General features: G+C 53.4%; 17 protein-coding genes, 1 tRNA gene and 4 pseudogenes. 12 read left to right on the plus strand and 10 right to left on the minus strand.

Going from position 1 to position 23,631, the window contains the following annotated elements; genetic code table 11:
- Positions 1-15 precede the first annotated feature (15 nt).
- A complete protein-coding gene (pepA, locus tag ATE40_RS23155; RefSeq protein WP_004933352.1) occupies positions 16-1,527 on the minus strand; it encodes a leucyl aminopeptidase in 1,512 nt (503 codons plus the stop codon).
- A gap of 282 nt (positions 1,528-1,809) precedes the next feature.
- On the opposite strand from pepA, the gene lptF reads away from it, so the two are divergent.
- The 5 genes and pseudogenes from lptF to ATE40_RS23180 form a co-directional block, all read left to right on the plus strand.
- Positions 1,810-2,904 (plus strand): LPS export ABC transporter permease LptF, encoded by a 1,095-nt coding sequence (gene lptF / locus ATE40_RS23160; RefSeq protein ID WP_019453291.1) that lies wholly within the window; start codon positions 1,810-1,812, stop codon positions 2,902-2,904.
- The gene (gene lptG, locus ATE40_RS23165; RefSeq protein ID WP_019453290.1) at positions 2,904-3,974 is read left to right on the plus strand and encodes an LPS export ABC transporter permease LptG; all 1,071 of its coding nucleotides are present in this window, start codon (positions 2,904-2,906) and stop codon (positions 3,972-3,974) included. The genes lptF and lptG overlap by 1 nt, the downstream gene beginning before the upstream one ends.
- A gap of 134 nt (positions 3,975-4,108) precedes the next feature.
- On the plus strand, positions 4,109-4,828 hold the full coding sequence (locus tag ATE40_RS23170) for an autoinducer binding domain-containing protein (protein WP_063918056.1): 720 nt from the start codon (positions 4,109-4,111) through the stop codon (positions 4,826-4,828).
- Positions 4,829-5,906: 1,078 nt separating this feature from the next.
- Positions 5,907-5,991, plus strand: a tRNA-Leu gene (locus ATE40_RS23175).
- 198 nt (positions 5,992-6,189) lie between these two features.
- A pseudogene (locus ATE40_RS23180) lies at positions 6,190-6,588 on the plus strand (Arm DNA-binding domain-containing protein); the annotation flags it as partial.
- Between the two features lie 64 nt (positions 6,589-6,652).
- On the opposite strand, the pseudogene ATE40_RS23185 reads toward ATE40_RS23180, so the two are convergent.
- The 3 genes and pseudogenes from ATE40_RS23185 to ATE40_RS23195 form a co-directional block, all read right to left on the minus strand.
- Positions 6,653-7,008, minus strand: a pseudogene (locus ATE40_RS23185) (transposase); the annotation flags it as partial.
- Between the two features lie 79 nt (positions 7,009-7,087).
- A pseudogene (locus ATE40_RS23190) lies at positions 7,088-7,374 on the minus strand (transposase); the annotation flags it as partial.
- Between the two features lie 78 nt (positions 7,375-7,452).
- Entirely contained in the window at positions 7,453-8,193 is a 741-nt protein-coding gene (locus tag ATE40_RS23195; protein WP_063918058.1) for a hypothetical protein, read from the minus strand.
- Positions 8,194-8,616: 423 nt separating this feature from the next.
- On the opposite strand from ATE40_RS23195, the gene ATE40_RS23200 reads away from it, so the two are divergent.
- Entirely contained in the window at positions 8,617-9,207 is a 591-nt protein-coding gene (locus ATE40_RS23200) for an IS3 family transposase (protein WP_063918059.1), read from the plus strand.
- Positions 9,208-9,310: 103 nt separating this feature from the next.
- On the opposite strand, the gene ATE40_RS23205 is transcribed toward ATE40_RS23200, so the two are convergent.
- The gene (locus tag ATE40_RS23205; protein ID WP_063918060.1) at positions 9,311-11,107 is read right to left on the minus strand and encodes a DUF262 domain-containing protein; all 1,797 of its coding nucleotides are present in this window, start codon (positions 11,105-11,107) and stop codon (positions 9,311-9,313) included.
- A 92-nt stretch (positions 11,108-11,199) separates the two neighbouring features.
- Positions 11,200-12,069, minus strand: a complete 870-nt coding sequence (locus tag ATE40_RS23210) for a phosphorothioated DNA-binding restriction endonuclease (RefSeq protein ID WP_063918061.1) — start codon at positions 12,067-12,069, stop codon at positions 11,200-11,202.
- Between the two features lie 340 nt (positions 12,070-12,409).
- On the opposite strand from ATE40_RS23210, the pseudogene ATE40_RS24530 reads away from it, so the two are divergent.
- Positions 12,410-13,509, plus strand: a pseudogene (locus ATE40_RS24530) (IS3 family transposase).
- Between the two features lie 117 nt (positions 13,510-13,626).
- Here ATE40_RS24530 and ATE40_RS23225 read toward each other — a convergent pair.
- Positions 13,627-14,745: an HNH endonuclease gene (locus ATE40_RS23225; protein ID WP_063918062.1), complete on the minus strand. Its 1,119-nt coding sequence runs from the start codon at positions 14,743-14,745 to the stop codon at positions 13,627-13,629.
- A gap of 230 nt (positions 14,746-14,975) precedes the next feature.
- Positions 14,976-15,284: a hypothetical protein gene (locus ATE40_RS23230; RefSeq protein ID WP_063918063.1), complete on the minus strand. Its 309-nt coding sequence runs from the start codon at positions 15,282-15,284 to the stop codon at positions 14,976-14,978.
- Positions 15,285-15,838: 554 nt separating this feature from the next.
- Between ATE40_RS23230 and ATE40_RS23235 the strand changes: the two genes are divergently transcribed.
- On the plus strand, positions 15,839-16,396 hold the full coding sequence (locus ATE40_RS23235; protein ID WP_004933327.1) for a hypothetical protein: 558 nt from the start codon (positions 15,839-15,841) through the stop codon (positions 16,394-16,396).
- Between the two features lie 2 nt (positions 16,397-16,398).
- Positions 16,399-16,818, plus strand: coding sequence for a putative T6SS immunity periplasmic lipoprotein (locus ATE40_RS23240; protein ID WP_063918064.1), 420 nt, complete (start codon positions 16,399-16,401; stop codon positions 16,816-16,818).
- Between the two features lie 16 nt (positions 16,819-16,834).
- On the opposite strand, the gene ATE40_RS23245 is transcribed toward ATE40_RS23240, so the two are convergent.
- Together ATE40_RS23245 and ascF are read right to left on the minus strand one after the other, a co-directional pair.
- Complete coding sequence (locus ATE40_RS23245; RefSeq protein WP_063918065.1) at positions 16,835-18,265, minus strand: 6-phospho-beta-glucosidase; 1,431 nt, start codon at positions 18,263-18,265, stop codon at positions 16,835-16,837.
- Positions 18,266-18,281: 16 nt separating this feature from the next.
- The gene (gene ascF, locus ATE40_RS23250) at positions 18,282-19,724 is read right to left on the minus strand and encodes a PTS cellobiose/arbutin/salicin transporter subunit IIBC (protein WP_063918066.1); all 1,443 of its coding nucleotides are present in this window, start codon (positions 19,722-19,724) and stop codon (positions 18,282-18,284) included.
- Between the two features lie 284 nt (positions 19,725-20,008).
- On the opposite strand from ascF, the gene ATE40_RS23255 reads away from it, so the two are divergent.
- The 3 genes from ATE40_RS23255 (at position 20,009) to rfbA (ending at position 23,622) form a co-directional block, all read left to right on the plus strand.
- Positions 20,009-21,028: a LacI family DNA-binding transcriptional regulator gene (locus ATE40_RS23255; RefSeq protein WP_156785447.1), complete on the plus strand. Its 1,020-nt coding sequence runs from the start codon at positions 20,009-20,011 to the stop codon at positions 21,026-21,028.
- 639 nt (positions 21,029-21,667) lie between these two features.
- Complete coding sequence (gene rffG, locus ATE40_RS23260; protein WP_063918068.1) at positions 21,668-22,732, plus strand: dTDP-glucose 4,6-dehydratase; 1,065 nt, start codon at positions 21,668-21,670, stop codon at positions 22,730-22,732.
- 20 nt (positions 22,733-22,752) lie between these two features.
- Positions 22,753-23,622: a glucose-1-phosphate thymidylyltransferase RfbA gene (gene rfbA, locus ATE40_RS23265; RefSeq protein ID WP_033651411.1), complete on the plus strand. Its 870-nt coding sequence runs from the start codon at positions 22,753-22,755 to the stop codon at positions 23,620-23,622.
- The last annotated feature ends 9 nt before the right edge of the window (positions 23,623-23,631 follow it).

Below are 23,631 nucleotides of genomic sequence, written 5' to 3' on the forward strand. Positions count from 1 at the left end.
AATTACCGCTCAGATTTAATCGTCGCCGTTCAGACCTGCACGGTTCAATAGGAACTGCGACAGCAGCGCTACCGGGCGGCCGGTAGCGCCCTTGGCTTTACCGGAACGCCAGGCGGTGCCGGCGATATCCAGGTGCGCCCAGGTGTACTTGCGGGTGAAGCGCGACAGGAAGCAGGCAGCGGTGATGGCGCCGCCAGGGCGGCCACCGATGTTCGCCATGTCGGCGAAGTTGGAGTCCAACTGCTCGTAGTACTCGTCGGCCATCGGCAGGCGCCAGGCGCGGTCGCCGGCCTGCTCGGAAGCGCCCAGCAGCTCGTGCGCCAGCGGGTTGTGGTTCGACATCAGGCCGGTGATGTGATGGCCCAAGGCGATCACGCAGGCGCCGGTCAGGGTGGCGATGTCGATCACCAGCTCCGGCTCGAAGCGCTCGACGTAGGTCAGGGTATCGCACAGCACCAGACGGCCTTCGGCGTCGGTGTTGAGTACCTCGACGGTTTGGCCGGACATGGTGGTCAGCACGTCGCCCGGACGATACGCCCGGCCGCCCGGCATGTTTTCACAACCGGCCAGCACACCGATCACGTTCAGCGGCAGGTTCAGCTCCGCCACCACGCGCATCACGCCGTACACGGTCGCCGCGCCGCACATGTCGTATTTCATCTCGTCCATGCCGTCGGCCGGTTTGATCGAGATGCCGCCGGAGTCGAAGGTCAGCCCTTTGCCTACCAGCACGATCGGCTTAGCGTCCGGATTTGGGTTGCCCTTATATTCCATCACCGACATCAATGATTCGTTCTGCGAACCGGCACCGACCGCCAGATAGGCGTTCATGCCCAGCTCTTTCATCTGCTGTTCGCCGATGACGCGGGTGGTGATGTTGGTGCTGAAGGCGTCCGCCAGCTGACGGGCCTGCGAGGCCAGGTAGCCGGCGTTACAGATGTTCGGCGGCATGTTGCCGAGATCTTTGGCCGCCTTGATGCCGGAAGCCACCGCCAGGCCGTGCTGGATAGCGCGCTCGCCGCTGGTGAGCTCACGGCGGGTCGGCACGTTGAACACCATTTTGCGCAGCGGACGACGCGGCTCCACCTTGTTGCTTTTCAGCTGATCGAAGGTGTAGAGCGTCTCTTTGGCGGTTTCTACCGCCTGACGCACTTTCCAGTAGGTGTTGCGGCCTTTCACGTGCAGCTCGGTCAGGAAGCAGACCGCTTCCATCGAGCCGGTGTCGTTGAGGGTATTGATGGTTTTCTGGATCACCTGCTTGTATTGGCGCTCATCGAGCTCGCGCTCTTTGCCGCAGCCGATCAGCAGGATGCGCTCGGAGAGAATGTTGGGCACATGGTGCAGTAGCAGCGTCTGCCCGACCTTGCCTTCCAGTTCGCCACGGCGCAGCAATGCGCTGATATAACCATCACTGATTTTGTCGAGTTGTTCTGCGATAGGGGACAGGCGGCGCGGTTCGAAAACGCCGACTACAATACAGGCACTGCGCTGTTTTTCCGGGCTACCGCTTTTTACACTGAACTCCATGCACTCTCCTGAATCTTAAAGACAAAGGCGGACGCTACGGCTAGAATAACCGACTCCGTAACGATCTCCTGCCATTTGAGTTAACGGATTATGTTAACCTGAACGGCATAAATTGCTCTGTTTTGGCGACTATAAGCAAGTTCCTATAGGACACCCAAACGGCTTGATGTTGTAATACTATTTTAGCTGTGAAGGTTGCCATATGATGAGAATAAATGGCGGATTAACGATGAAATTATCGATTTTCCTGCAAAAAGACAAGTTTTCACAGGCGTAATAAGCGTGATCATCATAAGATATCTGGTACGGGAAACGCTCAAGAGCCAAATCGCCATCCTGTTCATCCTGCTTCTGATCTTCTTTTGTCAGAATTTGGTCAGGGTGTTGGGCGACGCGGTGGACGGCAATATCCCGACAAACTTAGTTCTCTCTCTGCTCGCGTTGGGCGTGCCGAAAATGGCGCAGCTCATCCTGCCTTTGAGCCTGTTTCTCGGCTTGCTGATGACGCTTGGCCGGTTGTATACCGAGAGCGAAATCACCGTCATGCACGCCTGCGGGCTGGGCAAACGCACCCTGATTATCGCCGCCATGATCCTGGCGCTGCTTACCTCTGCGGTTGCGGCGGTGAATGTATTTTGGGCCGGCCCTTGGGCCTCGCGCTATCAGGACGTGGTGGTGAACGAAGCCAAGGCCAACCCGAGCATCGCCGGGCTGGCGGAAGGGCAGTTCAAACCCTCGCAGGACGGCAACGCGGTGCTGTTTATCGGCAACGTGAAGGGCAGCACCTTCAACGACGTGTTCCTGGCGCAGCTGCGGCCGAACGGCAACCAACGCCCGTCGGTGGTGGTGGCCGAGCACGGCAACATCGTGCAGCAGAAAGACGGCTCGCAGGTGGTGACGCTCGACAAGGGCACCCGCTTTGAAGGCACCGCGCTGCTGCGCGACTTCCGCATTACCGACTTCACCGACTACAAGGCGGTGATTGGCCACCGCACCGTGGCGGCGGACAACACCGAATCCGAACAGATGTCGATGCAGACGCTGTGGGAGTCCGACGATCCGGACGCGCGCGCCGAGCTGCACTGGCGCCTGACGCTGGTGGTCTCGGTGGCGCTGATGGCGCTGCTGGTGGTGCCGCTCAGCGTGGTGAACCCGCGCCAGGGCCGCGTGCTGAGCATGCTGCCGGCCATCCTGCTGTATCTGATCTTCTTCCTGCTGCAGACCTCGCTGCGCTCCAACGCCGGCAAGGGCAAGCTGGATCCGATGCTGTGGCTGTGGCTGGTTAACGGCGTTTACTTCGCGATCGCGCTGGCGCTGAACCTGTGGGATACCGTGCCGATGCGCAAGCTGCGCGCACGCCTGAGAGGAGCGGCCTGATGTTTGGCGTATTAGACCGGTATATCGGTAAAACGATTTTCAACACCATCATCATGACGCTGTTCATGCTGGTGTCGCTGTCCGGCATCATCAAGTTTGTCGATCAGCTGCGCAAGGTGGGCCAGGGCGAATACACCGCGCTGAGCGCCGGCATGTACACCCTGTTGAGCGTGCCGAAAGACATCGAGATCTTCTTCCCGATGGCGGCGCTGCTCGGCGCGCTGCTCGGCCTGGGCCAACTGGCGACGCGCAGCGAACTGGTGGTGATGCAGGCTTCCGGCTTCACCCGCCTGCAGATCGCCGGCTCGGTGATGAAAACCGCCATTCCGCTGGTGCTGCTGACCATGGCGATCGGCGAGTGGGTGGCACCGCAGGGCGAGCAGATGGCACGCAACTACCGCGCCCAGCAGATGTACGGCGGCTCGCTGCTCTCCACCAAGAGCGGGCTGTGGGCGAAGGACGGCAACGACTTCATCTACATCGAGCGCGTCTCCGGCGATAAAGAACTCTCCGGCGTGAACATCTACCACTTCAACGACCAGCGTCGCCTGGAGACGGTGCGCTATGCCGCCACCGCCAGCTTCGAGAACGGCCTGTGGCAGCTTTCGCAGGTGGACACCTCGGATCTGACCAACCCGAAACAGGTGACCGGCACCCAGACGCTGACCGGCGAATGGAAAACCAACCTGACCCCGGACAAGCTGGGCGTGGTGGCGCTGGATCCGGATTCGCTCTCCATCAGCGGGCTGCACAACTACGTGAAGTACCTGAAGCAGAGCGGCCAGGAATCCAACCGTTACCAGCTCAATATGTGGAGCAAAATCTTCTCGCCGCTGTCGGTGGCGGTGATGATGTTGATGGCGCTGTCGTTCATCTTCGGCCCGCTGCGCAGCGTGCCGATGGGCATCCGCGTGGTGACCGGCATCAGCTTCGGCTTCCTGTTCTACGTGTTGGATCAGATCTTCGGCCCGCTGAGCATGGTATACAGCATGCCGCCGGTGCTGGGCGCGCTGCTGCCGAGCATGCTGTTCCTGCTGATCAGCGTGTATATGCTGCTCAAACGCAAGTAGCGGGGCGAGCGGTGGTGAAGAAAGGCGTGGCCGCAGGGCCGCGCCTTTTTTGTTGGTGCGGCATGCCCCCGCCTGCGGTTTTTGTCGTGTTATAGTCACTTCAGCGGCAGGTAGAGAGAGGGAGCAGGCAGCCAATGGAAGACGAATATAATCTCAGCAATATCATCGGCAAGCGCCTGGAAGCGGCATTAGGAGAGTTGGGCGATCTCCTGTGGGCGTATGTGGTGTTATCCAAAAAAGACATTGCCTGCATCTTTGGCGTCACCAACTACCCGAGTGAATGGGTAAAAAAGTATCAAGAGCAGGGGTTGCAGTACATTGATCCGGTAGTGCTTACCGCCCGCAACCGCCTGACCCCGTTCGCCTGGGACGAGCAAATCATGGCCGACGCAGGGCTGCACTTTCCCGAACTGTTCGAACAGGCCCGCGAGTTTGGCGTGACGCACGGCTATACCTTCGTGCTGCACGATTACAACGACAACCTCGTCACGCTTTCCTTTGCCTTCAATGCGGAACAGAAAACGGAAGCCATTCAGGCGCTCACCGATCGTAAAGGTGATATTTCGGTATTGCTGGCCTCAATCCATGAGTCCTATCTGGCGCTGTCCCCACTGACAGCAAAAAACGCCGCAGCCCTGGAGAGAAACGCCCGCTTTACCGACAGGGAAAACGAGATCCTCTATTGGGCCAGCGTGGGTAAAACCTACCAGGAAACGGCGATGATCCTGGGCATAAAGACCGGCACCATCAAGTTTCATATGTCCAACGTCGTCAAAAAGTTGGGGGTCACGAATGCCCGACATGCCGTGCGCCTGGGGATGGAGCTGCGGCTGATTAAACCGGTGGATGGATAAGGCTGCCAGCGCCCCGTGGAATACTGCGCTGGCGGCAGCGCAAAGCTAAATAAGTCGGGAGGCGTATAGAGGTAAAAAGTATCGGCTAGCGAATAGCGGCTTTCGATTCGGGAAATGGCGAGCGTTAACCGGTATTGATTTGGCGCCGTGGCGATTAACGTGAAGGCCGCAATAGCGTATCGGCGGCCCCGAAATCTGCAATATGAAATAATCACCGCACTGAACTTATAAAGGTCTAGTAAGGAACTGTACTTTAGTCTAACTAGTTTCTTGCCCCTTGAGGCGATACACTTTCCCGGTAATGTTTTGATAAAAAATACAAAAAAAAACCTGACCGCGTAGGGCCAGGTTGCCAATATTGGCCAACACCAGGGAAAATTTTCTTGCACCATCTTAAAGCTATTAACTCCGCAGAGGCAAGCGATCTCAGCTGGTTTTTAGGCATTAACTAGCCATTTTGTTATGTATGTACGCTATTTTCTGGTGATTTCAGATAAAGCCCATCCAACGTGAATAACCTCTATCGTTTGGTAGCCTAAATTTCCATTTTTTATTCTCCACCTGATATTCAGCAATGAAAAAATATTGTTCCTGGAATGTTGCGCAACCTCATTCTTTATTGGCTGACACATTAATGTGCAATTATTTGTAGTGTTGTCATTGCGGCTGGGGATTATTTTGTTTTTGATAGGCGCTGGGTGAGGCAGTGGTGATGGGGGAGGCAGGTGCTACCTTCCGCGTGGCGGGTTCCTGAACCTGTTTCGCTAGTTGGGCGAGCGGTTCTGGCTAGTGGGAGGGAGGGAGTTCGGCACATGAGCCATCATTCTTCTGTGCAACGACACTGCAGCCTGAATTCGGACGGTATTACGTGAGCGTGGTGACGGAGCCCCCGATGCTCTCTGCAATAGCCTGATGCTCACCATCAACGTGGTTGGGAAGTGCGCGCAGCGGGAAGACGGGGCGGGCAAACGCGCGTTGCGGCGGTTTTTTCGACACTTAACTCATTGAACAACGGATAAGTGTTGCGTGCTGGTCGCGGGAAGGTATAATTCACCCGTTTTCCGCATACTACTTCAGTGCCGAAGTGGCGAAATCGGTAGACGCAGTTGATTCAAAATCAACCGTAGAGATACGTGCCGGTTCGAGTCCGGCCTTCGGCACCATCGGAACATCAATAGACGTCAACGGACGTCTTTTTTTGTGCCTGTAATCCAGTATCCGCAAGGCTTTCCTCGCTTTTTCATTCAACCTAAGTCAACCTGATTCAATCTACATCAACTTACTGATGCGGGTACAACTGCGGGTATATTCCGGTTCGATAATGTTTGTACCCACACAGAACCCTTGAAAGGATACTCATCATGGCTCTGAGTGATGTGAAAGTTCGTTCGGCTAAGCCTGAAGCAAAAGCCTATAAACTTACTGACGGTGAAGGCATGGTTTTGTTGGTTCACCCGAACGGCTCCAAATATTGGCGGCTTTGTTATCGCTTTGGCGGCAAAGAGAAGATGCTGGCGCTTGGTAAATACCCCGAAGTCTCGCTAGCAGATGCCAGGGCGTGCCGGGATGAAGCCCGTAAGCTGTTGGCTAACGGTGTCGATCCAAGTGAGAACAAGAAAGCCGTTAAGGTAGAACAAGAGCAGGAAGCGATAACGTTTGAAGTAGTCGCCCGAGACTGGCATGCCAGTAATCAGAAATGGTCCGCATCGCATAGTGCTCGTGTATTGAAAAGTCTGGAGGATAGCGTTTGGCGGATTGTGATTTCATTTTGGGTCTCCTTTCATTGAGAGTTTAGTCTCCAAGAAACCCGGTACGGTTCAGACTGCTCAGCGATAATGTGCTGCATGCCTGGCGGATACTCATGGCAAATTGTGCCACCAGATAACTGACGAGCTCCCGCTTTATCGCTGGCTTTAAAGCTTTTTTTCGATAACGTCTTTCAGGGCCCGACATTCAAGGCTGAGATCAGCAAACATCTGCTTTAGCCGCCGGTTTTCGTCCTCCAGATCCTTCATCTTTTTGATATCAGAAGCTTCCATCCCGCCATACTTTGCTTTCCAGTTGTAATAGGAAGCTTCGGATATTCCCGCTTCGCGGCAAACATCCTTAACGGTACGTCCAGCTTCGACAGACTTCAGAACGGTAATGATCTGGTGCTCGGTGAATCGGGCTTTATGCATGACGATCTCCTCAGGGGACATAATCAGTATGTCGGAAGATCTCTAAAAGTGAATGGTCCGTTTTACCGGGATGCTTACACTTCAGTCGGGCTCCCTTGCAAAGTACCGCGCGGCCTTTTTCAGGATATCCCGTTCTTCTTCGGTACGTTTTAGCTGCGCCCGGAGTTTCAGGATCTCGCTTTTCGCTTCCAGTAAATCCCGGGCATGCTGCTCGCTGTTATCAGGTTTGATAGCCCGTAGCCACTTGTAGAGGCTGTGTGCAGAGACGCCCAGACGGTCAGATACTTCGGCGACGGAATAACCGCGTTCCGTTATCTGACGGACGGCTTCTTCCTTAAATTCGGGTGTAAATCGTGGTGTGCCCATACGCTCCTCCTATGCTCAAACTATAGGGCAGGATCGTCTACCGGGGCGGGGTCAGTCCACTCCCGTTAATAAATCATGTTAACTCGCGAGAGACTCTTCTTGGGGGCCTTTGCATGTTTCTTGCTCCTCAGTTGGCGTTGCTGCAGGAGTATCAGGAGTCACATTGTTACACGGTGGATTGTTCCTGAGCCAAGTCTCAAATAAATTCCCAAATTTAGATGCCAGGTAGATATCTTCAATCTGGGAAATTATATAACCTATAACAGTAATAATAGCGGATGCATAAATTAATAAAAATAAGATAAAAAAACCTGTCTCTTTGCTTTTCCAGAAAGTAGAGACGGTATCCCATCCTGCATAAATAAACGTGGCAACTGCAAATATCCCGAACAAGGCAGATATCAAGTAAGATCTGCGGACAATCTTGGTATTAACGCTGAATCCTTTCTCAGGATAGTGACCGATAATAGTATTTTTCAGAAAACCTCGTAGGCGTACATCCAGTGAGCTAACATTTTCAGTCGCCATACAGGAAACCAGCTGGTGACAATGCCACACAGGCAAATACATTCCCAGTTGTTCATATAAAAGTTTCATCTGAATAAGAACATGCGGTGTTGTTGCTTTTTCCTTTAATGCATCAATTTTCGAAAAAATCTCTACTTTCTTATCCGCAGGAATTCTATCAAACTGATATTTTCGTTTAGGTCGTGGGTTACCAACGATTTTTCCTGTCCAGTCAATAAGTTTTTTTATCAAATACAGAACTACGGGGATGAGCAACCCTGTAACAATATCAATCCCAGAAATCGATGACATTCTTATACTCCTTAAACACGTAATATGAACACTCACGCCAACCAAGACAGCATAGCGAGTTATACCGTTTCAGTACAGATGAATCGTTTTAAATATCACTTGTTGATAAAAATACAGCTATATCGTTAATCGTACCCACATTTTTTGGTTCTATAAAGGCTGACCTGCCTTTTCATCTTAATGTTCCGGGAGTAATTAGAATAAATCAATGGACCCGTATGGTATTTAATGCTGATTTATCTTTTATCCTAAAGCAAGATGTATTTGTCGTGATAGTGGAATTTATTTTCCTTGCGTTTAGGATTGTTATTTCTTGCTTATTGATTTAGCACCATTGCTATGTATGTATATTGTAGTAGCATAGTAATTTTGGCCACCTGATTAAAGGTGATATTCTCACCTCAACACAAAACAGGTGACTTAATGAACAAGAAAACTGAGCGTACTTTCACCCCTGAGTTCCGGCTGGAATGTGCACAGCTGAAGTATAAAAATGCCCGTCAGGAACATATATGCCTGCCGAATTTACTCGAGCGTCAGTTCGCTGTGCCGGAGCCAGACCGGGTATGGTACGGAGATATTACGTATATCTGGACAGGACATCGCTGGTGCTATCTGGCGGTTGTCATGGATCTTTTTGCCCACCGAATTATCGGCTGGAGTCTGTCAGCGAATGCCGATACAGCGTTGGTAAGTAGTGCCCTACGGATGGCCTATGAGATACGTGGCCAACCCCGGGAGGTCATGTTCCATAGTGATCAAGTAAGCCAGTATATAGGTCTGAAATATCAAAAAGTTATCTGGCGTTACAGGATAAAGCAAAGCGTCAGTCGACGAAGGAACTTCTGGGATAACAGCCCAATGGAACGCTTCTTCCGTAGTCTGAAAACAGAATGGGTGCCGGCGAATTTTTACGCAGGGAGTGATGAGGCCCGGCGTCAAATCAGCGGTTATATCCTGAATTACTACAACAGCGTCAGGTCTTACCATTACAACGGAGGGTTGACGCCGTAAGAATCAGAGAACAGATATCGTTTTTACTGTAAAACCGTGGCCGGTATTACTTGACCACTACACTTCTGTGCGGGTATTTTCCTCGCACAGAAGCGTAACAGTATTAAGAATTGAGTGATTTTCCCATCGCTCTTTCAATTAAACTCAGTAATTCCTTTTGTCGCTGCTCATAGAACTCTTCAAAGTTATCGTGACGTAGAGCGCTCGCTGGCATGTGATGGCTACGTAACAGCGTATCCATTGCATCATCATTCAGCTGAACCTGGGAATGTGACTGGAGCGCTGCCAAATATGCAGATGGCGCTGAGCCACCAATCATTCTGTTGGCCTTATAAGAAATTGGTGTTTTATTGATGATCGAATCGTACTGACGACGAGGGATACCTTGTTTTTCGCACCAGTCTTTCGGAAATATATGGTGGATATCCAAAGCAACTTCATCTGCTTCAAGATTACGAATCTGGGATTTCCAGAACAAGTCATGAGCACCGTCTCTCAGAACAAGCACATTAATACCTTTATACGCCGCACTCAAACGGGAAGTGAGAGACCCCAAACGATCAATCTGGAAATTAGCATCATTGATTGTTCTGGGCAGGTCTCCACCAACTTCAATCCATGAAAGGAGTTCCTCGACATCGTTAGCAATACGGGTTTCAACGGCTCCGCCATAGAGTTCACCTAACACTCCACACCAGAACCAGCGAGCGAGTTTCTGATGAATCTGCGGTTCTCTCCAGCGTTCATCATCTTTGCTACAAATAATGGTCATTACTGCAGCAAGAGGTGCAATTTGGGTGCGGTATGGTAAATCGCGCTGGGAGCTAAAGCATTCCTGACGCAAGAATTTTGCAGCACATTTAAACCCTTTCTCAACTGCTTCGGCCCAGTTCTGGTAAGCAGTTAAAGGCAGCTCAAGAACTGAAGCCCTTTTGGCACTAACTGGTGAAACCTGCTTTCCAGTCTTACCCGCCGCAAGATCGGCTTTACGTTTTTCCAGCGTATGGAGCATCGTTACAGCTTGAAGGAAGTCTGTATTTTCAACCCCTTTAAGGATTGGCTCTATTGAAAGACGCTGCTTGCGAGAATCTACTTTGCGGATATCACTACCGTACCAGTCATCCCTAAGGTTATAGCCATCAGCAGCATAACTGGCCGTTACAAGCTCAAACACAGACAAAGGTACACCACCGGTATTCACTTTTTCAAAGACAAGGCAAACGGCTTCTTTTGACGTGTCTTTTTTCAGGACAATCAGAGGGATTTGGTAATCATTATAAGCATCCAGAACCCTCGACTTGAATTCGAAGAAGAGCTGTACTGCTTCGGAATTGTGGGTGTAAAGATCTTGCAGCCAGGCCATCGCTTCGAGGATTTCGGAACAAGGAAAATAGAGCTGTCGGCACTCACGTTTTCTGTCTGAGAGATCAAGTTCAATCTTGCGGCCAAAATCGCTGCGGATCTGGCGGCTACCATCCGTTGCGATAATTGCATCGTCTAGTCGGTCTGCACCTTCGAGCGCAGTAGGGATATGGATATAGTAATGACGATCTATCGGTTTACCTTTATCGGTCGTTGTTTTTACCGGACCCGAGAGCTTAAGTACCTGGGTTAGTGTTGTCAGACGTTGCTGACCGTCCAGTATTAATTTTTCAGGGGCAGGAAGACTAACTGGAGAGACATTTTCAACCGGGCGAACCTGAAAACGTACTTCGCCACCCGTTTCAAGAAGCATTACGGCACCGACAGGAAATGAACGGCCGAGGCTTACTAACAGGCTACGAACATGTTCATCATCCCATACCCATCCGCGTTGAAAATCAGGAAGCTGAATTTTCCCCTCAACAATATCCTTTAACAGATCCTTCAAAGGCAGTTTTGTACTATCAAATGTCGACATTTTATATCCTTGTTGTGCTGGGCGTAATAAATTTTTCGAGACTAATTCGTTAATGACTTTTGTATATTCTGTTTGTTTTATCGTTGCCAAATTTAAGAACGAAAAACTTCTTTTCTATGCCATTCAACATATCTCTCCTTTGGATAGTTCCCTTTCAGCATCGGCAACGCGATCTTCTTCCCTGCAAATTCCCAGAATAACCGCCCAACAATTCCACTCCCATTAACAGCCCCTGAGACTAACACCCGCATACTCTCATCAAGCCCAATTGATCCCTTATCAAACGCTTTATGATGAATTGCACACAGAGCCAGCCCGTTCGGGATCTCACACGGTCCACCAAACTGCTTCCATTTGATATGCGCGGCTTCGAGTCCAACATAGGCGTTATCGTGTCGCATATTGAACCCGCAGATCGCACATTCGTAGTTATACGCCCGTAGCACCTGCTGGCGGAACAGCGGATCGCGAACCTTACGTATCTGCTGAATATCAAAACCCATCTCACCCGCGATCTCCTCCTGAATGCTTTCAGGAAAATGCGCTTCAAGGATCTGTTGTGCCAGCGAGCCGATCAGATTTCTGTTCTTACTCAACAGTGAAAAGTGTTCTTCATCAAACCCACCGGCGATGTTATGTTCCACAAGTTCTTTAGCAGATGGTTGTTTGCTGCCAGTGGTCGAACAGAACTCAGTATTCTGAAGCTCCCAAAATCCATCCCCCTTAAGCCGCCAGAAAGGCATATTCGGGTAATGCACCTTCCTTTGCGGGCCAAAGCGTGCTAACAGGCTCAGTAGTTGCTCGTGGACTTCGATACCATAATCAAATAGTCGCGCATGCCCCTGCTGATAGCTAGCCAGGACGTACAGAAGCAACAATGGCTTATGAGGCGCGTGTTGTTCGCCTTTTCGCCAGATGGTGATGTCGGCAATTGCCCGTTCGAGAGTTTTACTGGTAGCCATCGCGTTACGGAAGAAGGTAAATAATTGCGATGATGCTCGCAAAACTCAGACCAATCAACCCGCAATCAGCAAAAACATGACGTTACAGCACATAACTATATTTACTGAATCCCCCTCACATTTTCCAAATTTACCTCGCGCCAAACCGCTGAATTTATATCCTGCACGGTATAATAGCCATCATAAATCACGCCGAACAGTAAAGGAATTATCAAGGAATAATTCGCGATTTGAAGATACTGCAACACCCACATACCTCTTGATCTCATCCCTGTAATCAGTCTCGGTCTAAACTGCAGTATGTGGTCTTTCTTTTATCGAACAAAGAGGCAATTCCGCCATGAAAAAGACCCGTTATACCGAAGAACAGATCGCTTTTGAGCTGAAACAGGCCGAAATCGGCACCCGGGTGGAAGAAGTGTGCAGAGAGATGGGTATTTCTGAAGCCACTTTTTACAACTGGAAGAAAAAATTTGGCGGGATGGGCGTGACAGGCTCGCGTCGTCGACAGCTGGAGGATGAAAATTAGAGGCTCAGTCGTCTGGCGGCAGACCTCAGTCTAGACAAGGAAGTGCTCCAGGATGTCATTCGAAAAAAGTTCTGAGGCCTGTCCAGAAAGGGGAAGCGTGCTCGATGCCTACCGCATTGGTCTGTGCCGTGGCTGTCGTCATGATGATGCAGAGCCGTACGTTATATAACTATTGTAGCTGCCGTGATGATAGGCCCCTGGCTAAGGGGATAAGAGATATTGCAGCAGCGCGAGTTCGCTACGGTTGCCAGCGCATTCATATGCTTTTACGACGGGAAGGTTGGTTAATAAATCATAAGAAAATCCACCGGATTTACTGTCTGGAAGGGCTGAATCTGCGGACAAAACGGCCTCGCCGACATGTCACTGCCAGACATCGGCGCGTCCGTCCGGAAGTTAGCGCACGCAGTAGATCAGTGCTGGAGCATGGAGTTTGTTGCTAATAATCTGTTCAGCGGCCGCCGAATCCGGGCGCTGACTATAGTCGATAATTTTAGTCGTAAATGTCTGGCGATCCATGTTGGACAGGGGTTATATGGTGAGGATGTGGTGACCGTTATGGAGCGTCTGAAGCAGATGAAGCGCCGTGTCCCTCTCAGGTTGCAGACGGACAATGGCAGCGAATTTATCTCCAAATCTCTTGACCGATGGGAGTATGAAAATAAGGTGACGATGGACTTCTCACGGCCTGGAAAGCCCACAGAGAATGCACTGGTCGAGTCATTTAACGGCAGCCTTTGTGATGAATGTCTGGTCTGAATGTGCACTGGTTCTTGTCACTGGAAGATGTTCAGAAGAAGATCGAGTGCTGGCGGCAAGAATATAACCAGCAACGGCGGCCTCATTCATCATTGAGCAACCTGACATCGAAGGAATTTATCCGAAGGCTGCAAAAAGGCCCGAATCTCTGATTTAGCCTGGCACCGATATTGGGAAGGGATCAAAATCATGTGATTTTCATTAAGAAAGCTTACCCACCTCAATGTAAAGGTAATGGGTAAGTTTACTCAATTTTATAAAAATTAAAGCTATATAACGCCAGCCTCTTTCAACTCCAACTTCACCATCAGCTTCTTGTTCACCTCTTTCCCATCCACCCCGCTATGAATCCGTCGATGGCAAGTCGGGCAGATGGCGCCCACCCACTGCGGGTGATCAGGGCCTTCGTCGGCTAAACGTTTGGTGTGGTGGGGTTCGAGGTAGGGCTCGCCGTTCCTTTTCATGAACGGTGCCGGTTGATCGCAGGCTTCACAGATGCCATTGGCGCGCTTCAGCACGTATTTTTTTACGTCTTCGCTGCGTTTGAACCAGGATTTTTTGCTGTCGCTCTGTTGGCGCTGGCCTGATTGCTTTGAGGACTGCAGAGCCTTCTTGCGTAACTGTTCGAGCGTCTCTGTCTGCGTATCGGTTTCATCGGTGTCTGCATCTTCTTCAACAGCGTGCAGTGACGAGACTTTGAACAGGTTAAAGGTAATGCCTTGGCGCATGTTATTTTCGAAATCTAAGCACTGAATGTGATCCCAAGAATCGCACTCGAACATGCCAAGATAGCGAACGCCTTTTTCATTTTTGTTGTCTTCGAACAGGAAGATATCTTTGCCGTCTTTTTTATGGTCGCGGATGGATTTATTACCCCGAATAAATTCCATAGGGCCTTTTTGGCCTTCTCCCGTATAAGAGAAGCTGCCTTCGGCTGTCCATCCATCTTTGTAGCCGTAGGTTTCGCCGCTTTCTCCGGTAAAGATAAAGATTACTGGGAATTCCCGCGGGGTCCAGATACCGCCTTGCAGCTGCCCGCCGTAGAGCTCGATAAGTGCTTTGCGTGTGTACAGCTTGCCTTCGGTTAAATAGTCAAAAGGATGTGGCGTTTCGACGATCTCAAAACCGAGGTCTTTGAGAAATTGGATGGCTTTTTCCGTGCCGCTATCGGCGTTGATTCCCTTTAACGGGTAGCCATGCTGCTCACTGTATGCTCTAGCGGCAATGCCGCGGATGTCGTACTTCTCGCCATTATAAAGAAGGGTGAATTTTTTAAATCGCTTTATTTTATGTTGTTTTAAGAATTCATCTCGGCCAAGTTTTTTATATTCTTCGATGGCTTTTAGAACAGATTCTTTTCCAGATAACGCCTCTATTACGGTTGCCAAAACCACTCCCTCACATTGCCGAGTTGGCTCTGAGCAATGTGCTTGCTGACGAGAGTAGCATGCATCAATACCCAGCAGTTAACTCATCGATTTACTGAATGCGTTAACTATGCCAGGTAGGGGAGGAAATGCCCACCCATGATGAATGTTTTTGTTGTGATATGTCAGCCAGATCTATTGGAAATTGTGGGTGGGAAGGGCGATGAGCATCGCCCTGATTGCCATTTACGTTAGCCGCAGGCTTCCATCTCCCGCAACGCCCGCCCATAAAGGTTACACAGCGCAGGAACCAGATGTGCTGTAGCGTTGAGGTAGTGATTCATTTGCTCCCAGCTTTCGGCATCCAGCTGTGGGGTCTTTTGCAGCAAATGGCCAAACAGCATCAGACCGTGGCAAAGACCTTCCGCCTGTTCGGCGGAGAGGGCGGCCAGGTCTAAGAGTTCTGAGGGATTGTAAGCGCTAAGATCGAGGTGGTTAAACAGTTGGCGATAGAGGGTGAGAGTGTTTGCAACGGATTCTGTAGTGGGAACCTTTGTCATGGGGGCATCTCCGTATGTCATTAGTTAATGACTATCACCAGAGACGCTAAACTCGGGTGGTAGCCCAGACGGGGTTAGCGTCACCGGGACATACGAACCGGCGCTTCTTGCGAAGCCCCCGCCTGAGCCACCATTATTTGGAGTGAACTAAAGCTGCTGCATTATTACATAATACAGCGGTAGTATGTCAGATTCGGAACGCTAATTCCGGCTGCGGATCTTGCCGCAGCGGAAAAACTATAGCGTTATCAGTAAAAGGAACAAATAACCTGTATGGAATTACAGGCTATTTCATGTCTAATATGGAATGAGTATCGCAGTTAATGAGTTGTACAATTTAACTATTGATTCTATGAATGCTCATCTTCTTTATATTCTCTTATTCTGAATGTCTTTATTTGAATTGTTATTTCAAGGGGGTTAATCAATAAATTCACAAGGTGAATTTGTCATGAGGTTTTTTCATTATTTTATAAATAAGTAAATATAATCTAGACTGGCTGAGAAGTAGTCGCTAAGATTTCGATTTAAAATGGTCATAGGGAATTTGGCTCATGCTTACGAAAGAACAGAAAGGCCAACAAGTGAAAGAGGGAACATTACGGCTTATGACGTTGGGTGAAATAGCCATGGCTCGACGTGTTTTCGGTAAGTCGATCGTCTACAACCGTGTATGGATTCATTGCGATAGTTACTTACCCTTTGGTTTACAAGGTAAGCATGTTGGTATGTCGCCCAACGGCGAGATATATTTCCGAGAGGAGGAATACCTGGCTGATTTCTCTAAGGTAAATAATTACGCAAAACAACATTTCTTTATTCATGAGCTTGCCCATGTTTGGCAGCATCAGCATGGGCAGTGGGTCCGCCTCAGAGGTGCCTTTAGTTGGGCAGCTAATTACACTTATAGGTTGGACGCTAATAAGACGCTCACAAAGTACTCTTTGGAACAACAAGCTTGTATCGTTGCCGATTATTGGTTGTTAATACAATATGGCTATGATGCTTGGGCATATGGTATTGGGCGTTTTGTGAATTACACGGGTCCCCAAAACAATAGAATTCGTCTACAGTACGAGCAGGTTTTAGCCGAGTTTTTACGTCAGAGGTAATCATGAAACGGATCTTCCCCCTCGCATTCCCCTTCCTGCTCGCCGGCTGTCCGTCGATAGGCGATCGTATCCCCGTAGACTATCCCGCTACCGCCGGCCTGCGTGAGGGCAAAGTATGCATCACCGCTCACCCACAGGGGGACGAAAAGCTCGCTGGCATCTCGATCTACCGATTGGATGAGGCGCAGAGCCGCACATTCAAATTCTTCGAGCCGCTGCGGGATATTGCCCCCAATCAGTGCGTTCCTGATGAGGGCTATGTATTTACGCCGGGGCAGCAATACCATTTCTCCGCGAAGTTGGTCTCCATCAAGAAACAGCAGGCGGGCGAGTTTCCCTCTGCGCGTGAATTCGTCGCCGAATTCGTTGTGCAGCAGGAAGGCAATCAACTTAGGTTGGAAGCCCTCCGCACCCCACGCTAACCCCACCGCCCCAAACCTACCCCAAATCCCCCCCGTTGCTGGCAATCACTTTCTTATACCACCAGAACGATTTCTTGCGGGTGCGGGCGAGGGTGCCGTTGCCCTGGTCGTCGCGGTCGACGTAGACAAAGCCGTAGCGCTTGCTCATTTCGCCGGTCGAGGCGGCCACCAGGTCGATGCAGCCCCAGGTGGTGTAACCCAGCACCGGCACGCCGTCGGCGATGGCGTTGGCCATGGCGCGGATGTGTTCGCGCAGGTAGCTGATGCGGTAGTCGTCTTCTATCTCGCCTGCTGCATTGAACTCGTCGTGCGCGCCCAGGCCGTTTTCCACCAGGAAAAGCGGCTTTTGGTAGCGGTCGTACATCATGTTCATGGTGATGCGCAGCCCCAGCGGATCGATGCCCCAGCCCCAGTCGCTGCGCGGCACGTGCGGGTTCGCCAGCGATTTCACCACGTTGGCGGCGCTGCTGTTGTTGTCGTTCATGTCGGCGGAGGCGCAGCGCGAGGCGTAGTAGCTGAAGGAGACGAAGTCGACGGTGTGCTTCAGGATGTCGGCGTCTTCCGGTTCCATGACGATGCTGACGTCTTTCTCACGGAATACGCGGGCGGCGTAGGAGGGGTAAGCGCCGCGCGCCTGCACGTCGATAAAGAACAGGTTCTCGCGGTCTTTCTCCAGCGCGGCCCACACGTCTTCCGGCTTGCTGGACCACGGGTAGAAGTTGCCGCCGGCCAGCATGCAGCCCACCTGGTTGGCGGGGTTCACTTCGTGGGCGATGCGCGTCGCCAGCGCGCTGGCCACCAGTTCGTGGTGCGCGGCCTGGTATTTCACCTGTTCGGGGTTTTCGTCCGCTTCAAACACCAGCCCCGCGCCGGAGAACGGGCTGTGCAGCAGGATGTTGATCTCGTTGAAGGTGAGCCAGTATTTCACCAGCCCGTCGAAGGCTTCGAAGCAGGTGCGGGCGTAGCGGGTGAAGAACTCCACCATCCTGCGGCTGCGCCAGGAGCCGTATTCGGTCACCAGGTGCATCGGCACGTCGAAATGGCACAGGGTCACCAGCGGCTCGATGCCGTATTGGCGGCACTCTTCGAACAGGCTGCGGTAGAAGGCAATGCCCTCGGGGTTGGGCGTCAGCTCGTCGCCGTTGGGGTAGATGCGGCTCCAGGCGATGGAGGTGCGGAACACGGTAAAGCCCATCTCCGCCATCAGCGCGATGTCGTCGCGGTAGCGGTGGTAGAAATCGATGGCGTCGTGGCTGGGATAGAACTCGTCGTCGCGCAGGCTAAAGCGCTTCTCCAGCCCGAGTTTGACCGCCATGCGGTTGGCGCCGTGCGGGATCATATCGACGGTGGTCAGCCCTTTGCCGCCCTCGTGATAGCCGCCTTCCGCCTGGTTGGCGGCTAAAGCGCCGCCCCATAAAAATCCTTTAGGGAATGTTGAGTCAGACATGCAATCCTCTGGTGTCTCAATGCGTTGCGCCGGCGGCGTTCGCCGCCGGTGCGGTTTGGCCGGGCGCGGCGGCGTTTTCCGGCAGATCCTCGAAGCCCAGCATCAGCGTGAGCGCGAACGACAGCACCACCGAGAGCGCCATCACCGCCACCACCCACACGATGCTCATCGGGTTGGCCGGATCGAAGAACTGCACGCTGGTGAACAGCCCGGGCGAGGCCATCGAATGGCTGGCCAACCCGCCGATGCCGGCGACCGCGCCGCAGACGAAGCCGCTGATCAGGCTGGCGACCAGTGGCCGCTTCAGGCGCACCGCCACGCCGTACAGCGCCGGTTCGGAAATCCCCGCCACGATGGCGGAGGCCGCGGCGGCCAGCGCGGTCTGGCGCAGTTCGCGGTTCTTGGTTTTCAGCGCCACCGCCAGCGAAGCGCCGCCCAGCGACAGGTTGGCGCCGATCTCCGAAGGCATCACCATGCCCTCTTTGCCGGTCTCGGCGATGGTCTGGATGATGGTCGGGGTGAATACCCGGTGCATGCCGGTGATCACCAGCAGCGGCCAAATCGCCCCCATAATGGCCACGGAGAGCCAGCCCAGGTAGCCGTGCACGGTGTAGACCAGCGCAGAGATGCCGCTGCCGATCCAGATGCCGAGCGGCCCGATAAGCAGAATGGCGATCGGCGCGGCGATCAGCACGATCAGCATCGGCTTGAGGAAGTTCTTGGTCACCGCCGGGGTGATGCGATCCACTCCGCGTTCGATGTGCGACAGGATCCAGGTCATCACCAGCGCCGGGATCACCGTGTAGGTGTATTTCACCGCCGTCACCGGGATGAAGGCGAATTCCACCGCCTGGCCCTGCGCCGCCTTGGCCATCAGATCGATAAAGTTGGGATGCACCAGCACCCCGGCGATAGCGATCGCCAATGACATGTTGGTTTTGAACTTCAGCGCCGCCGAGGCGGCGACCATCACCGGCAGGAAGAAGAACGCGCCGTCGCCGATCACGTTGAGGATGACGAGGGTCGAGGAGCCTTTCTCGAATACCCCGGCCATATCCAGGATCATCGCCAGCAGCTTCACCATCGAGCCGCCGATGATGGCGGGGATCAGTGGCGACATGGTGCCCACCAGCGCGTCGAGAATGCCGGCGCCGATGCCCTTCAGGGTAAGCTGGCGTTTCACCGGGGCGGCGGGGGATGCTGCGCCCGGCATGCCGAGCGCCAGCACCGCCTGATAGGCCTTGGCCACCTCGTTGCCGATGATCACCTGGCACTGTTCACCGCTGTGCACCACGCCCAGCACGCCGTCGATGGCCTTCAGCGCCGGTGTGTCGATCCGCGTTTTGTCTTTCACCACGAATCTCAGGCGGGTCATGCAGTGGGTCACGGCCTCGATATTGCCCGCGCCGCCCAGGGCGGCCACGATGGCGTGCGAGATTTCTGCGTAGTTCTTCGGCATGGCGTGTCGTCTCTCAGATAGCAATTCGGATAGCCTAAAGGCGAATATTTACTGCCTGGGCGATCCGTCGTTCCATCCGTATGAAACGCCCATAAGAAACCGGTTTCACAAAATCATGTATTGGTGTTTTGTGGTTGGCAAGAACTATGGTTTTTGGCGTTGCGTTTTCGTGATCTGGATCGTCAGGGATAAGTGCGCACCGATGTGCAGGGGCGTGAAAACGTTCCAAACGCCGGGCGTCTTGGGTAGACTGCGCTGAACCCATGGATTTTGGCGGCGCACAGATGGCAACGATACTCGAGGTGGCGAAAAAGGCCGGCGTTTCAAAGGCGACGGTGTCGCGCGTTTTGTCCGGCAGCGGCTATGTCAGCGAGGAGAAACGCGCATTGGTGGATAAAGCCATCGCGGAAACCGGCTATCGGCCCAACCTGCTGGCGCGTAGCCTGGCGACCAACACCACCCAAACCCTCGGCCTGGTGGTCACCAACACCCTCTACAGCGGCAACTATTTCAGCGAACTGATGGCGCAGTCGGCGCGCATCATGGAGGCGAACGGCCGCCAACTGATCCTGGCGGACGGCAAGCACACTGCCGAAGAGGAGCGGGCCGCCATTCAGTTTTTGCTGGATCTGCGCTGCGATGGGGTGATCATCTATCCGCGTTTTCTGTCGATCGCGGAAATGGACGAGATCGTCTCCCAACACCGCCAGCCGATTCTGGTGATCAACCGGCGGCTGCGGCGGAACGACAGCTACTGCATCTTCAGCGATCAGCACGCCGCCGGCGCGGCGGCGGTGGCGCACCTGATCGCGCGCGGCCATCGCGATATCGCCTTTATCACCGGCTCGCTCGATTCTCCCACCGGGCTGGAGCGGCTTTCCGGCTATAAATCCGCGCTGGCGCAGCAGGGCATCGCGGTTAATGAGGCGTTGATCGTCGAGGGGAAATGGCACGCGCAAAGCGGCGTGGCGGCGGTCGATGCGCTGCTGGCCGGCGGGCAACCGTTCAGCGCCATCGTCGCCGGCAACGACGAAATGGCCATCGGCGCGATGAAGCGGCTGGCGGAGCGCGGCGTGGCGGTGCCGGAGGCGGTATCGGTCATCGGCTTCGACGACATCCCGCTGGCGCCCTATACCGTGCCGTCGTTGTCGAGCATGAAGATGCCGGTCACCGAGATGATCCAGGAGACCATCAACCGCCTGCTGTCGATGCTGGACGGCGGCGAGCTGAGCAAGCGCCCCAGCTTCCCGGCCAGCCTGATCGAGCGCGAGTCGGTGGCGGCGGGGCCGTACGAGCGAAGTTGAACTCGGCAATGCGTCCATGTGGTTTGTGAAGGCGTAGGTTGGCCGTACAAGCCGTTATCACCCGGCGCAGCGCCGTCACCCCATAGCTATGACTTTTCGCGGCGGCGCGTCAGTCGCTCCCCTTACCACCCTGAGTAATAATCTGAAAGAGCGCCCCAAGACTGCTCTTTCGGGCCGCTATACGTTATGTTATCCCCCGAAAGTTTGGCCGTTCCCACCCACTTTTAGCGATTGAAAGCATCACGCTGTCTTCTGCGACGGCATGGCTTCCTGCGTTGCGTCGGTGAACGGTTTCAGTGGCAAACCTTGCGGCCCTGCGGATGAACGGCCTGAGCGTGTCGCCGTCCGGCGGCAATACCCGAGCGACCACCAGAGATTGGCGTCTGTGAGCCAAGGGCGGTAGCGTAGCCATCCGGCGTTTCCGGCGGCGATACCCGAACACGACGGTTGCGTGCCGACCTAAAACCAACAGAGCTGCGATGCAGCTCTGTTGGTTTTAGGGGCTTGCTGGTGGCGGCGTCTGGGGATGTTTTTAATTGATTGCCGGCAGGGTGTTGCCAGGGAACAGGCCTTTAGCCGTTTATGCGCATGTAAAACAATGTGGCGATGAAATGACCACGGCGTATTTTAGAGGATTCTATGAAAATTATCGTTACCGGCGGCGCCGGGTTTATTGGCTCGGCCGTTGCCCGCCATATTATCAATGATACCGCTGATCACATTTTGGTGCTGGATAGCCTGACCTATGCCGGCAACCTCGAATCCCTGGCGCCGATCGCCGATAGCGATCGTTACTCCTTCGAGCAGGTCGATATCTGCGACCGTCAGGCGTTGGATCGCGTATTTGCCGCCTTCCAGCCTGATGCGGTGATGCACCTGGCCGCCGAAAGCCACGTCGATCGTTCTATTGACGGCCCGGCCGCCTTTATCGAAACCAACATCGTCGGCACTTACACCTTACTGGAGGCAGCCCGCCAGTATTGGCACGCCCTGGACGCCGAGCGCAAGCAGGCCTTCCGCTTCCATCACATCTCCACCGACGAAGTGTATGGCGATCTGCACGGCACCGACGATCTGTTTACCGAAACCACGCCGTATGCGCCAAGCAGCCCGTATTCCGCCTCCAAAGCCGCCAGCGATCACCTGGTGCGCGCCTGGTTGCGTACCTATGGTTTACCGACCGTCGTCACCAACTGTTCGAACAACTACGGCCCTTACCATTTCCCGGAAAAGCTGATCCCGTTGACGATCCTGAACGCGTTGGAAGGCAAGCCGCTGCCGGTATACGGCAACGGCGCCCAGGTGCGCGACTGGCTGTACGTCGAGGACCACGCGCGAGCGCTGTATAAGGTGGTCACAGAAGGCGAGGTGGGCGAAACCTATAACATCGGCGGCCACAACGAACGCAAAAATATCGAAGTGGTGCAAACCATTTGCGCGCTGTTGGATGAGTTGGTGCCGAATAAACCAGGCGACATCGCGCATTATGCGGATCTCATCACCTTTGTCACCGATCGCCCTGGGCACGATATGCGCTATGCGATCGACGCCGCCAAAATCGATGCGGAGTTGGGGTGGAAGCCGCAAGAGACCTTTGAAAGCGGCATTCGCAAAACCGTGGAATGGTATCTGGCGAACGAGACCTGGTGGCGCCGGGTGAAAGACGGTTCCTATGCCGGCGAACGTCTGGGTTTGACCCGTTAATCGATTTTTAAGGAAGAAGCATGAAAGGCATTGTTTTAGCGGGCGGTTCCGGCACGCGTCTCTACCCCATCACGCGCGGCGTTTCCAAGCAGCTGTTGCCGATTTACGATAAGCCGATGGTTTATTATCCGATCTCCGTGCTGATGCTGGCCGGGATCCGGGATATTCTGATCATCTCCACCCCGGAAGATATGCCCTCCTTCAAGCGCTTGCTGGGCGACGGCAGCCGTTTCGGCATCAATCTGAGTTATGAAATCCAGCCGAGTCCGGACGGCCTGGCGCAGGCCTTCCTCATTGGCGAAGCGTTCATCGGCGGCGACAGCTGCGCACTGGTGCTCGGCGACAACATTCACTTCGGCCAGGGCTTCGGCAACAAGCTGGAGTCGGTGGTGAAGCGCAGCGAAGGGGCAACCGTCTTCGGCTATCAGGTGATGGATCCTGAACGTTTCGGCGTGGTGGAGTTCGACGATAACTTCCGCGCGTTGTCGCTGGAAGAAAAACCGGCCGTGCCGAAATCCAACTGGGCGGTCACCGGGCTTTATTTCTATGACCATCACGTGGTCGAGATGGCCAAGCAGGTGAAACCGTCGGCGCGCGGCGAGCTGGAAATCACCACTCTCAACCAGATGTATCTGGAGCGCGGTACGCTGAACGTCGAGTTGCTGGGGCGCGGTTTTGCCTGGCTGGATACCGGCACGCATGACAGTCTGATCGAAGCCTCACAGTTTATACACACTATCGAGAAGCGTCAGGGTTTCAAGGTCGCTTGTCTGGAAGAGATCGCCTACCGAAAAGGCTGGTTGACGCGCGAGCAGCTCGCCGCAGAAGCCAAGCTGCTTGGCAAAACGCTGTATGGTCAGTATCTGTCGCAGCTGATCGCGGAAAAGTAACTTCGGTGC

This window comes from Serratia surfactantfaciens (assembly GCF_001642805.2).
In the GTDB taxonomy this organism is placed as follows: domain Bacteria; phylum Pseudomonadota; class Gammaproteobacteria; order Enterobacterales; family Enterobacteriaceae; genus Serratia; species Serratia surfactantfaciens.